General features: G+C 58.2%; 9 protein-coding genes and 1 pseudogene. 5 read left to right on the top strand and 5 right to left on the bottom strand.

The window, feature by feature from the left end; all coding sequences use genetic code 11:
- Positions 1-432 precede the first annotated feature (432 nt).
- Positions 433-1,176, bottom strand: coding sequence for an XRE family transcriptional regulator (locus AB9N64_RS24120; RefSeq protein ID WP_172832690.1), 744 nt, complete (start codon positions 1,174-1,176; stop codon positions 433-435).
- A gap of 225 nt (positions 1,177-1,401) precedes the next feature.
- On the opposite strand from AB9N64_RS24120, the gene AB9N64_RS24115 reads away from it, so the two are divergent.
- Both AB9N64_RS24115 and AB9N64_RS24110 read left to right on the top strand, forming a co-directional pair.
- On the top strand, positions 1,402-1,890 hold the full coding sequence (locus tag AB9N64_RS24115; RefSeq protein ID WP_014717156.1) for a Panacea domain-containing protein: 489 nt from the start codon (positions 1,402-1,404) through the stop codon (positions 1,888-1,890).
- Positions 1,883-2,254, top strand: coding sequence for a hypothetical protein (locus AB9N64_RS24110; RefSeq protein ID WP_014717155.1), 372 nt, complete (start codon positions 1,883-1,885; stop codon positions 2,252-2,254). Before AB9N64_RS24115 ends, AB9N64_RS24110 begins: the two co-directional genes overlap by 8 nt.
- Before the next feature lie 297 nt (positions 2,255-2,551).
- Here AB9N64_RS24110 and AB9N64_RS24105 read toward each other — a convergent pair whose 3' ends face one another.
- The 3 genes from AB9N64_RS24105 to AB9N64_RS24095 form a co-directional block, all read right to left on the bottom strand.
- Complete coding sequence (locus AB9N64_RS24105; protein ID WP_038449083.1) at positions 2,552-3,205, bottom strand: RraA family protein; 654 nt, start codon at positions 3,203-3,205, stop codon at positions 2,552-2,554.
- 27 nt (positions 3,206-3,232) lie between these two features.
- Entirely contained in the window at positions 3,233-4,288 is a 1,056-nt protein-coding gene (locus AB9N64_RS24100) for a D-isomer specific 2-hydroxyacid dehydrogenase family protein (RefSeq protein WP_058410451.1), read from the bottom strand.
- Between the two features lie 64 nt (positions 4,289-4,352).
- Positions 4,353-7,040, bottom strand: coding sequence for a phosphoenolpyruvate carboxylase (locus tag AB9N64_RS24095; protein ID WP_371359708.1), 2,688 nt, complete (start codon positions 7,038-7,040; stop codon positions 4,353-4,355).
- Between the two features lie 449 nt (positions 7,041-7,489).
- Here AB9N64_RS24095 and AB9N64_RS24090 point away from each other — a divergent pair.
- The 3 genes and pseudogenes from AB9N64_RS24090 to fdxA all read left to right on the top strand — a co-directional run.
- Positions 7,490-7,693, top strand: a pseudogene (locus AB9N64_RS24090) (DUF3077 domain-containing protein); the annotation flags it as partial.
- 214 nt (positions 7,694-7,907) lie between these two features.
- Positions 7,908-10,499: a DNA mismatch repair protein MutS gene (gene mutS / locus AB9N64_RS24085; protein ID WP_014717149.1), complete on the top strand. Its 2,592-nt coding sequence runs from the start codon at positions 7,908-7,910 to the stop codon at positions 10,497-10,499.
- Between the two features lie 142 nt (positions 10,500-10,641).
- Entirely contained in the window at positions 10,642-10,965 is a 324-nt protein-coding gene (gene fdxA / locus AB9N64_RS24080) for a ferredoxin FdxA (protein ID WP_014717148.1), read from the top strand.
- A gap of 522 nt (positions 10,966-11,487) precedes the next feature.
- On the opposite strand, the gene apbC is transcribed toward fdxA, so the two are convergent.
- Positions 11,488-12,582 (bottom strand): iron-sulfur cluster carrier protein ApbC, encoded by a 1,095-nt coding sequence (apbC, locus tag AB9N64_RS24075; protein WP_034135812.1) that lies wholly within the window; start codon positions 12,580-12,582, stop codon positions 11,488-11,490.
- Positions 12,583-12,597: the final 15 nt, after the last annotated feature.

Here is a 12,597-nt window from a genome sequence, read left to right as displayed (position 1 = left end):
TCCGACCACGATCCCTGTCTGCCGGATAACTGCTTCTGGTGCTTTACGCTGCACACCCGGGTCAGTTGCCAACCCTCTGAACCGTCAAGGCCGGTTCATCGCTGCCTGTTGTTGAAGCGGTGAAACTAAAGAGCGTCGGCATCCTTGCCGGTGTTGCCTGGCATCCCTGCCATCGCTTCGATGGCGTCCTTGCCGATGTTGCGTGCCTTCCTTGTCTTCCTTGGCAGCATCCTTGCCGCCTCCACCAGGCCTTGTTGGCTGGCTTGATATGAAGAATATGCATGTATGCATATACAGTCAATGCACAAATGCATTTATTTTTGCTGCGGAAATGCGCATATGCATTAGAAGGCCTACTGGCTTGGGGTTTGCCGGTTTTCTGCGGGTGAAAAAAAACCCGCACATGGGCGGGTTTCTTCTTACGAGTGGGAGTTAGCGGGCGTACATACCCCACCAGAAAACATGACCGAGGATGCTGATCTGCTCGTCCTGGATATCCTGGAAGCTGTAGTCCTCATCGGGGTGTTCATCACGATTGAAGCTGCGCAGGCGGATACCGGACGGCAGGCGGTAGAGCTGTTTAACCCGCAACTGGCCGTTGTGATTGATGGCATACAGGTCACCATCGACGATATCGCCAATGCCGCTCTTGCCGGCATTGACCCCCACCGTGGCGCCGTCGCGCAACACCGGCAACATACTGTTGCCGCGCACCGTCACGCACTTGGCCTGGTCGAACTGCACACCGTTATGCCGCAGGCTGCGCTTGCCGAACCGCAGGCTGGCCTTTTCGCTTTCCTCGATGACGAATCTTCCTGATCCAGCAGCCAATTCAACCTCGCGCAGAAAGGGGATCGACACCTCGTCATCATTGACGGGGGTGTCGTCGTCCCACAGGCTTATGTCCTTGAGTTCCGAATGCATCGGGTCGCGCCCGTCATCGCGCAAAGCGCCCACTGCTGCGCGCCCGCGCAGGTAATCAGTGCTCACGCGAAAATACTCGGCGATACGGGAGATGTGTTTATCCGACGGATCAACGATCTTGCCGCTGAGGATCCGGGACAGTGTGGATTGAGGCACGCCAGTGCGTCGGTGAAGCTCCGTGGGGGAGATCCGGTCGCGGTCCAGCAGCTCTCTTAAGACGATAGAAACGTTGCGTTTTTGCATAGCGCGGATAGTGACGGGAGTTTGGGGGGTTGGCAAATGCTAATTTGCATATTTATGCATTAAACATCCGGACCTTACTTAATTCGAATCAGAATACTGTATATGCAACCAGTTATCGACACTCTATTATTCCGACAGCTTGGTATTGCTGCCGATCAACACCTTGCATGTCGACAACTCAAGGCCTATGTATAAAACTCTTTGACAACGTAGCCAGCAACGACGGAGGTGCTCATGGCTTATTCAGCGCTAGCTGTCGCTAACGCCTTCATTGAACGTGCGAAGGAAGGCAAGCTTTCGGGCCTGACGCCCATGAAGCTGCAAAAACTGCTGTTTTATACGCAGTCCTGGCATTTGCGCGAACGGGATCAGCCCCTCATGGATGATCACTTCGCCCGCTGGCAATATGGCCCGGTCATTCCGTCGCTTTACCATGAGTTAAAATCCTACGGTAATCGCCCGGTGACCGCGTTGCTCAGCAACCTGAAGCCCGACGCCGAAGACATTGTCTTCGTGACACCGAGAGTGCCTGAGAGCGATACCTACACCCATCGTTTGATTGACCGGATCATCAACAAATACGGCAAGTGGTCTGGCACCCAACTGTCCAACCTCTCCCACGAGGACGGCACAGCCTGGGCCCTCAAGGGCGCCGACGGTTCGGCCATCGACTGGGAAGACATGGCCACACTCATTCACCCAAAGAGCCGCATCCGTGAGTGAAGAACTCGACAACCTGGAACTCACCTTGCCCCCCGTGGCAGGGCCTGACCAGGACACCCAAGCCGGTGGCGAGCAAGCCATAGGCACCGACGATGAAAGAAGCCAGAACCTCAAAGACCAGAAGGCTGAAAGGCAACTGCGCAAGAAATATGCGGGGCGTGCGTTTTGGTTCGCTGCGTGCGGGGTGATCTTCTGGGGGGTCCTGCTGGTGTGGAATGGCTGGTCGACGTATTACTCGGGTAAAGCGCCGTTCTCGGACAATGTGTTGATAGCCATCACTACGGCGACTTCAATCAACTTGTTTGCGGCGTTTCTTGGGGTGATCAGAGGGTTGTTTCCGGCTAGTGGGCGTAAATCCAAATAGTCTGGTCGTACTCATACCCTGACTTCTCTCTATCCGGCATTAAGGTGTGAGCACGCAAAAGTCAGTTAATCATCTTCAAGGCACTGATCTTTTTTTTAGTTTTTGCCGAGCTTATCCAGCAGCGACCGGCTGCAAAAATCGCACCGAGGTGGAGTTTCATCTTGCGGCCAACACCTCGGATTTCCGCCACGTCTGTATTGCGCAAGACCCGGTCCCGCTTAACCGGGTCGGTGCTATTGACCACCCCGACCAGCATCAACTGAAGCCGCAGCCGCGGCGGCTTCTGTCGTCGGCCAGTCAGCGGCGCGGAGTCTGCAAGGCGTGGTAGCCGTAATCGGCGCGAGCTTTGCGTAAAGGAACGCCCTCCTCAATAGCCGTACGAATATGTTCTTCGGCCTGGTGGATTTCTTCGGCCACCTCCAGCACTTCGCTCAGTGAGCCGGCCGGAATCACCACCAGGCCGTCAGCGTCGCCGCGCAACCAATCATCGGGTTGTACCCGCACGCCACCCAGCGTAACGGGCGCCTGGATCGCTTCGACACGCACGCGATCCTTGCCGGTGCGCATCCAGTTCCCCCGGGAAAAGATCGGGTAGTTAAGCTCCAACGCACGGTCGACATCGCGGCAGATACCGTCAATCACCGTCCCGGCCAACTGCTTACGGGCGGCGGTAGAGGTCAGTAAATCGCCCCACACGGTGGTGTCGAGCCGCGCCTGGTTGTCGATCACTACCACCTGGCCAGCCTCAAGGTCGTCGATGTAGTCACCCACCGAGCCGCCGTCCAGGCCAATAGGGCCGTAGCGCAGGGTCCAGGCTTTGCCTGTGAGGTTGAACGACCGGTCCAGAGGCATGATGTCGGTGCACTGGCAAACGATTTTCAGGCGGTCCATCGCATCGCTGAGGTCGGTGCAACTCAGGGCGTCGAGGCGGGTAACAATAGAGGTTTGCATGATGTGGCCTTCCTTGTGTCCTGTGGGTTAACGCGCGGTGGCGTCGGCACTGAATGCGTGGATCTTGTCGACGATCTGGCGTGACGCCGTCCGGATTGCCGTGGTGGTATTGCCAGCGATGTGCGGCGTCAATTGCGCATTGGCAATAGCGGTCAATGGCGAGTCGAAGCGGTCTTTTTCAAGGGCAAAGGTATCGATGGCGACGGCTTTGATATGCCTGGGAAACTGGCGCATGAAAGCGGCCAACCGGTGTTCGTCGACGATCCCGCCGCGCGCGGTATTGATGAGGATTGATCCCTGGCGCATCTGCTGGAACTCGGCGGTGCCGAACAAGCCTCGGGTCTGCGGGGTGAGCGGTACGTGGATCGAGACGATGTTCGCCTCGGCCAGTAACTGTTCAAGACCTGCCCGCCGCTCAAGCCCAAGGCTGTGCGCCACCGGTTCGGTAAAACGTTCGGACCCGGTGGCGATCACCCTGATGCCCAGCGCCGCAGCCTTGCGCGCCACCTGCCGGGCAATGCTGCCGGTGCCCACCAGCCCAAGCGTCAGTTCGGCGTATTCGCAGGCAGGTGCCAAGGAGCCTTTTGCCCAATGGCCGTTGTGCGTTTCAGCGTTGTAGTCATCCAGGTCGCGCGACAGAAACAGCGCCTGGGCCACGACGTATTCGGCAACAGCGGTCGCGTTGGAGCCCGGAGTGTTGAGGATCGCCACGCCACACTGCTCGCACGCCAGCCGATCAATATGATTGATCCCTGTGCCAGCCTGGGCAATGGCGCGCAGTGGCGTGGCCAACGCCGGCGAGGTGGCAGCGCGGATCAGGCCAGCGCCCAACGGGATGTTCAGGCGCGTCTTGAACACGCTGTAACCCCCGGCCTGACTCACGGCGGCAATAAAGCCAGGCTCGTCATGGCAGTTGATCTCGGCATAGTGAATGCGCGTGCCGTAGTGCTGCCGGATGCACTCTTTGTCCGCGAAATAATGCAGGTTGAGGGTGACGCCCAGGCCCAGTTCAAGAAAGCGATCGACTTCCTCAAACAGTAACGGCGGCCCGGGGGCATCCAGTATCAAGGTGGTAAATGCCATACAGTTGATCCTCTTGGAGGGTAGCGCCTGCCGATACCCAGGTTGCCCTGGGCATCGGGGTTAATCACCAGGTGAAATGGTGGGCGCTTGCGGGATCGACCAAACCTGCATCGGTACTCACGGCCGCGAGGAACCCGCTGTAGAAATCATTCAGCGATGACGACTGGATGAACGCGGGATTGCTTTTGGCGTAGAGCAGAAACAAGCGATAGATTCGCAAGTTCTTTTCCTTGAGATAGACCTCGGCCCTGAGGCTGGGCCAGAGGTTGAGCAAGCTGCCTTCCTTGATTTTCCATGGATCCGCCGGCTCGGTGCCGTTGGTGGCTTTGTACACGAAGCGCTTACCTTCAATCACTTCCAGGTGCAGGCTGGCCAGCAGCTGTTCGGCGGTACCGACGGCTTCGGTCTTCAAGGCTTGCGCCAGCCTCTGGATGTGGGCCTTTTCCGGGATGCTGCCGGTCAGGGTCAGCCAGGCGCATTTGAGGTCGGTTCGCGCAATGGCGTAGGCCATGCCTTTGACGTAGGTGTGAAAGCTCTCATCCTCGTTGAAGGCCTTGGACAAGCAAGTTGCCGGCTCTTGCGCAAACTGCCCGACGCCGATCAGTTCGCTGTGCAATCCACCGGCCAGCAAGGCGCGGGTCCAGGGAATCGCACGAATGGCATCGGGACGCGACTCGAACACCTTGATGTTGAAGATACGAGAAGGCGGCCGGGTGCCTTTGGCGGTGGCCCTGACCACATCGAATCGCGCCAGGTCCCGCAGCAGGGAAGGCAGCGCCGGATGCTCGAAGAACGTCGCCTGGTAGCGGCGCACCACGCCCCCCCAACGTTGAACCCTGCCGGCAATGACCTCCTCGGACGGCTGCGGCTTGGGCTCGGCGTGCATACGGTACAACTGGCTGAGAAAGTTGACGGACTGGTTGCGGGTCAGCAGATGAGCGCGCATCTCCGCGCAGCCGGCCAGCATGAAGCGGGTTTCCGGGCCCTCCAGCGCGCCGAACTCCTGCAAGGTCTCGGCGATCACCCCATTACACCGTGCGTGTTCCCCGCCCATGATGACGTGGACGACCACCTCGATGCCATAACGAGCCGCGATCAACTTGTGCTGGTTGGCAATCGCCATGTTCAGCTTGTGCATGGCCTTGCCGCCTTGCTTGCCCGTGTCGCTGGGGCCAAACGTGATGTATTGGCGGTTGCCGCGCGTTGCCAGGTGCTGGCGGTACACCGGGTTTTCGTACACCTCATGCACCGTGGCCAGCGTGCGCTCGGCACCTGCCAGGTCTTCAGGTTGCAGAGCGATGTCAATCCCGTCCCGTACCTGGGCCGCTTTCATCAGGAACAGCACCTCCAGCGCGCTGAGGGCCGAGGTGTACTCGGCGATCCCGTGGATTTTCATCCGGTCGCGATAACGGTCAATCATTTCAAACCGTTCCACCGCGTTGCGCGCATCGTGCATGCGGATATAGCTCGGATCCTGCTCCATCAGCGCAATGTAATCCTGGCCGGCATATTGCTCGACTTTCCGCGTGTAAATCGGCGTGGTGCGTTGCAAATACTCCTGCCACAGGGCAGCGGGCGTCCGGGCCGCCCCGCCCTCCAGCGCGACCTCAAGGGCGGCCTGACGCGCACGCTCATCCAGCTCGTGATAGTGCCGGCCCTGGCCCAGGCCGATGGTTTCCAGCCACTGACTGGAAAGGATCTCATCGACCACGCAGCTGAACATCTCGGCGTTTTCACGAAACTCGATATCCAGATAGTGAAAGCCAAACGCATGCACCCGCAGCAGCAGACGGTCGATGGCGGCGGGCTGGGTAAAACGGATGCTGCTCAGTGCGTCGATCAGTTCGGCGGGACGCTTGAAATGCTCGGGATGATCCTTGCCCACGCGAGCACGAATCTCTTCAAGGCGATGCCGTGCGCCGCCGTCCTTGATCAGACTGTCGATATCAGCGATGTAGCGATTGCGCAGCGCCGTTTCCAGCGCCACCACCAGGGTTTCGGTGTGCTGGTTGGTGTCATAGGGGCGGCCATCCTTGTCGCCGTATAACCAGGTGAACAAAGTCAGCCATTTTTCCTGCGGCGCCAGGCCCAGGGCGTGATGCACGTCGGGCAACGCGTCATACACACTGTCGGCGTAAAAAATCTGTGACTCGATATCGGTGCCATTACTGCCCGACCACACGGCGTTGTACAACTCCAGCAGAAGCTGCGCAGTGACTTGAGGCTTTTTCAGGCCACGATCCTCGACGTGCTGTGCCAGTTTCTGCAAGACCAGCACAACGGAATGCTTGAGCTGATCGGTTTCTTTGCACAGCACTCCCAGGCTGATATTCACGCCCGCAGGCGCTGCAATCAACTGCGGATCGAGCGTGAGCAACTGACGAGGCAGACTGGCTTGCGAAGCAATCTGGGTCGCCACACCCCTGACCGACAATTCGAACAGCAGTTGCTTGATCAGTAACAACTTCCAGAATGCCTCGACGTCTTTGCTGGAGCGCGATTCGAAGAACGCCTTGCCCAGAGCTGCGGCCAATTTCGAATCACCCTTGTCCAGATACGACAGCGTATCGATTTCAGCATAGATCCTGAGACAGGCACGGGCATGCGGGGTATGGGAAGCATCATCCGTGTTGGCCTTGAGTGCGTGCTCCAGGGCTCGCCATAGGACGTCATGCAGTAGCGCGGGGTTGGTATGGCCGATTGAGGGGCGAGTTGATGCATTTTCCAGTATGGAGTTGATCACATGATTCATGGGTTCAAGCCTCGATAATTGTCAAATCCCTTGTTTGCAGTGCGCCGAACAGACACACGCAAAATCATCAATGTTCCAGGCTTAACCCACTGCGTCGCAACGAACGGAACTCACCTGTTCGCCGACAGAAAGCCCCCTTGTCGATACCGAAAAACGGCAAAAAATGAAACAATTTGTTACATCTGTGAGCAATAAAACATGCTCCGAATTTTTCGACAAAAGACCTTTTTGGAATAGACAGCCAGGAAAAAATGATAGGAAGCTAATAAAAATCACATCAACGATTCTTTTTAGTGCGGATGTTTTTTCTAAAACCCTGATTATTCGAAATTATATTCACCCGCTCAAAAACGCTTGCCCCAGGAAGGATCTCGCGAAGGCACGACCTGCGAGCGCAACTTAAACAATTCTTCATAAACACGGCTTTATGAAAAACCAGAGCAGGTTCACGCATTAACAGCGGTGTCTCCTTGCAAAACGCCTTGCACCCCACCTCCAATCTTCTCCACGTCGCCAAGCTGCTCGTAGAAGATGCGGCGATGACCAAGGAGACGGACCGTTACGCCTGGGCTTCGCATGACTTGCAGGAAATGGTCAAGGCGGTGGTTGATGATGGGGTGAAGGTGTTGGATTCGCCGGTTAATACCCAGTAAGCCGCGAAAATAGAAAAGGCGGGCAACCGCTAACCTGTGGCGGCGCCGCTCCTTTAGTGGTGGATATCGGGGCGGCACCGCTTTTGCTTTTTACCTATCCGTTTGCGACCTGCGAACCCCCGACCTCGCGTGTTAACCTTGCCGCCATCGCAAAAAATGCTGGGCCAAGCGCCCCCTTTGCCCCATCACTTTCAACGAATTTGCCTACTACCCAATGAGTAAAAACACTTCAGACCTGTCCTCCCACACCCCAATGATGCAGCAGTACTGGCGCCTGAAAAACCAGCACCCTGATCAGTTGATGTTCTATCGCATGGGCGACTTCTACGAGATCTTCTACGAAGACGCGAAGAAGGCCGCCAAGCTGCTGGACATTACCCTGACCGCGCGCGGGCAGTCGGCGGGGCAGTCGATTCCGATGTGTGGGATTCCTTATCACTCGTTGGAAGGCTACTTGGTCAAGCTGGTCAAGCTGGGCGAGTCGGTGGTGATCTGTGAGCAGATCGGTGACCCGGCCACCAGCAAAGGGCCGGTGGAGCGCCAGGTGGTGCGCATCATCACCCCAGGCACGGTGAGTGATGAGGCGTTGCTGGATGAGCGTCGCGATAACCTGATTGCGGCGGTGTTGGGCGATGAGCGTCTGTTCGGCCTGTCGGTGCTGGATATCACCAGCGGCAACTTCAGCGTGCTGGAGATCAAGGGTTGGGAAAACCTGCTGGCGGAGCTGGAGCGTATCAATCCGGTGGAGTTGTTGATCCCGGATGATTGGCCCAAGGACTTGCCCGCCGAGAAGCGTCGGGGAACCAAACGTCGTGCACCGTGGGATTTTGAACGTGATTCGGCACTGAAAAGTCTGTGCCAGCAGTTCTCGGTGCAGGACCTTAAAGGCTTTGGTTGCGAAACCCTGACCCTGGCTATCGGCGCTGCCGGCTGCCTGCTCAGCTACGCCAAGGAAACCCAGCGCACCGCCCTGCCGCACTTGCGCAGCCTGCGCCATGAGCGTCTGGACGATACCGTGGTGCTTGATGGCGCCAGCCGTCGCAACCTGGAACTGGACACCAACCTGGCCGGTGGCCGCGATAACACCCTGCAATCGGTGGTAGACCGTTGCCAGACCGCCATGGGCAGCCGTTTGCTGACCCGTTGGCTGAACCGTCCGCTGCGGGACTTGACCGTGCTGCAAGCACGCCAGTCTTCTATTACTTGCCTGCTCGACGGCTATCGCTTTGAAAAGCTGCAGCCGCAACTGAAAGAAATCGGCGATATCGAACGTATCCTGGCACGGATCGGTTTGCGCAATGCACGGCCCCGTGACCTGGCGCGCCTGCGTGATGCCTTGAGTGCCCTGCCTCAGTTGCAAGTGGCGATGACCGAACTGGACACGCCGCACCTGCAACAGCTGGCCGTGACGGCCGGCACGTACCCGGACCTCGCCGCGTTGCTGGAAAAGGCCATCATCGACAACCCGCCGGCGATCATTCGTGACGGCGGTGTGTTGAAAACCGGCTACGACAGTGAGCTGGATGAGCTGCAATCCCTGAGCGAAAACGCCGGGCAGTTCCTGATCGACCTGGAAGCCCGCGAAAAAGCCCGTACCGGCCTGGCTAACCTGAAAGTCGGCTACAACCGCGTGCATGGCTACTTTATCGAGTTGCCGAGCAAGCAGGCGGAGTCTGCGCCTATCGACTATCAACGTCGCCAGACCCTCAAAGGCGCCGAGCGTTTTATCACCCCAGAGCTCAAAGAGTTCGAAGACAAGGCGCTATCGGCCAAAAGCCGCGCCCTGGCGCGGGAAAAGATGCTGTACGAAGCCTTGCTCGAGGACCTGATCAGCCGCCTGGCGCCGTTGCAAGACACCGCCGCCGCCCTGGCGGAGCTGGATGTGTTGAGCAACCTCGCCGAACGGGCGCTGAACCTGGACCTCAACTGCCCACGGTTTGTCAGCGAACCGTGCATGCGCATCGTGCAAGGCCGTCACCCGGTGGTAGAGCAGGTGCTGACCACGCCGTTCGTCGCCAATGACCTGTCGCTGGACGACGATACCCGCATGTTGGTGATCACCGGTCCGAACATGGGTGGTAAATCCACCTACATGCGCCAGACCGCGTTGATCGTGCTGTTGGCGCATATCGGCAGCTTTGTACCCGCAGCCAGTTGCGAGTTGTCGCTGGTGGACCGCATTTTCACGCGGATCGGCTCCAGCGATGACCTGGCCGGTGGCCGTTCGACCTTTATGGTGGAAATGAGCGAGACCGCCAACATTTTGCACAACGCCACCGAGCGCAGCCTGGTGCTGATGGACGAAGTAGGTCGTGGTACCAGCACCTTCGACGGCCTGTCCCTGGCTTGGGCCGCGGCCGAACGCTTGGCGCATTTGCGTGCGTACACGCTGTTCGCCACGCACTACTTCGAGCTGACGGTGTTGCCGGAAAGCGAGCCGCTGGTGGCCAACGTGCATCTCAATGCCACCGAGCACAACGAGCGCATCGTGTTCCTGCACCATGTGCTGCCAGGGCCTGCGAGCCAGAGCTACGGCCTGGCCGTGGCGCAGTTGGCCGGTGTGCCGAACGAGGTGATCACCCGTGCCCGCGAACACCTCAGCCGCCTGGAAACCACGGCCCTGCCCCATGAAACCGTGGTCGCCAGCCCGGCCAAGGCCGGCAAGAAACCTGCCGCGCCGCATCAGAGCGATATGTTCGCCAGCCTGCCCCATCCGGTGCTGGATGAGTTGGCAAAGCTTGACCTGGATGACTTGACGCCGCGTAAAGCGCTCGAAATGTTATATGCACTGAAGACTCGGATATAACGCAGACGCTTGCAAGCTGATAGAATCTCGCGCGGTTTGGGATGCTGCGGGCTTTTAGCCTGGTCCGCAGACTATCGCTCTCAAACCTCGCGAACCCCACCACAAGGGGTTTCGCTGCCGCCGCCTGAGGAGAAAATTAGAAATGACCTTCGTCGTCACCGACAACTGCATCAAGTGCAAGTACACCGACTGCGTAGAAGTCTGTCCGGTGGACTGCTTCTACGAAGGCCCGAATTTCCTGGTTATCCACCCGGACGAGTGCATCGACTGCGCCCTGTGTGAACCAGAATGCCCGGCCGTCGCGATTTTCTCCGAGGACGAAGTGCCTGCGGGCATGGAGCAATTCATTCAGTTGAACGTCGAGTTGGCAGACATCTGGCCAAACATCACTGAGCGCAAAGATCCGATGCCGGACGCCGCCGAATGGGATGGCAAGCCCAACAAGATTGAGCAACTAGAGCGCTAAAGCGCCACTGCCCAACAAAAAAAGGCCCTTGAGGGCCTTTTTTGCGTTCGGGTGCCTGGGTTCACTTTTCTACAGGCAAAAAAAGGGGCGGTATGACCCGCCCACATTTTTTCCCTAGTCCCTGTATTCCTTTTCATCATCCTGATGAATCGCATCCTGCGACGTTCCTTCAAACCATCGTTCCTTGATGGCTGTGCCAATCCGTGGACACAGGGCTGATGTTAGAGCGTTCCAAGGGAAGTTCAACGCGATCCCCACGGCGGGCTGACAAAAGTTGCCGCTCGCCAGCATGAAAATAATCGTTATTTTTCAAAAAGATAGATAATAGCTTCGTCGATTCAAGACGTACGCAACCGCTAAAAAAACCAAACACTTACGAAAAAGTAAGCGAATGCTTACACGTGCATTGCGCAAAGTAGCAACAAGCCCTTTTGGCGCCCCACCTGTAGGAGCGAGCTCGCTCGCGAAAAACCTGAGAGCACCACGGATCGTCAGACTTTTCGCGTAACCGTTAAAGCCTAATCAATCGTCGCTCACGGTAATGGTCGGCATTGCCGGCGCCGTCGCTTCCTGCAAAACAATCCGCGCACCGACGTGACGGGCCAATTCCTGATAGATCATCGCGATCTGCCCATCGGCCTCTGCCGCGACGGTAGGTTTGCCACCATCGGCCTGCTCGCGAATCTCCATCGCCAATGGCAGCGATGCCAGCAGTTCGACGCCATACTGAGTAGCCAGCTTCTCTCCCCCACCTTCACCGAACAAATGCTCGGCATGCCCGCAGTTGGAACAGATGTGCACCGCCATGTTTTCCACAACGCCCAGCACCGGGATGTTGACCTTGCGGAACATCTCCACACCTTTCCTGGCATCGAGCAGCGCCAGGTCCTGAGGCGTGGTGACAATCACTGCACCGGCCACCGGGACTTTCTGCGCAAGGGTCAACTGGATGTCGCCGGTGCCTGGCGGCATGTCGATCACCAGGTAGTCGAGGTCGCCCCAAGCTGTTTGTGTGACCAGTTGCAGCAACGCACCGGAGACCATTGGCCCGCGCCAGACCATCGGCGTGTTGTCGTCGGTGAGAAACGCCATGGACATCACTTCCACACCCAGGGACTCGATCGGTACAAACCATTTCTGATCCTTGACCTTCGGCCGTGTGCCTTCGGCGATGCCGAACATCACGCCCTGGCTCGGCCCATAGATGTCGGCATCCAGAATGCCCACGCGCGCACCTTCCCGGGCCAGGGCCAAGGCCAGGTTGGCCGCCGTGGTCGATTTACCCACGCCGCCCTTGCCGGACGCCACCGCCACCACGTTCTTGACGTTGGCCAGGCCAGGGATCTGCGCCTGGGCCTTGTGCGGCGCGATCACGCATTGAATGTCGACCTTGGCCGAACCCACACCGTCGAGGCCCTCGATAGCCATTTGCAGCATCTGCGCCCAACCGCTTTTGAACAATCCCGCGGCATAACCCAGTTGCAACTGCACCGACACCTGGTCGCCCTGGACCTCGATGGCACGTACACAGCCGGCACTGACCGGGTCCTGGTTCAAATAGGGGTCGGTGTACTGGCGAAGAACGGCTTCCACCGCTGCGCGATTGACGGCGCTCATGGGCTACTCCCGAAA

Origin of the sequence: Pseudomonas sp. KT_2_4 (genome assembly GCF_041410225.1) — a bacterium.
GTDB lineage: Bacteria > Pseudomonadota > Gammaproteobacteria > Pseudomonadales > Pseudomonadaceae > Aquipseudomonas > Aquipseudomonas paracarnis.
The sequence above is the reverse complement of the archived record's forward strand: the minus strand, read 5'-3'. Positions and strand labels throughout refer to the sequence as shown.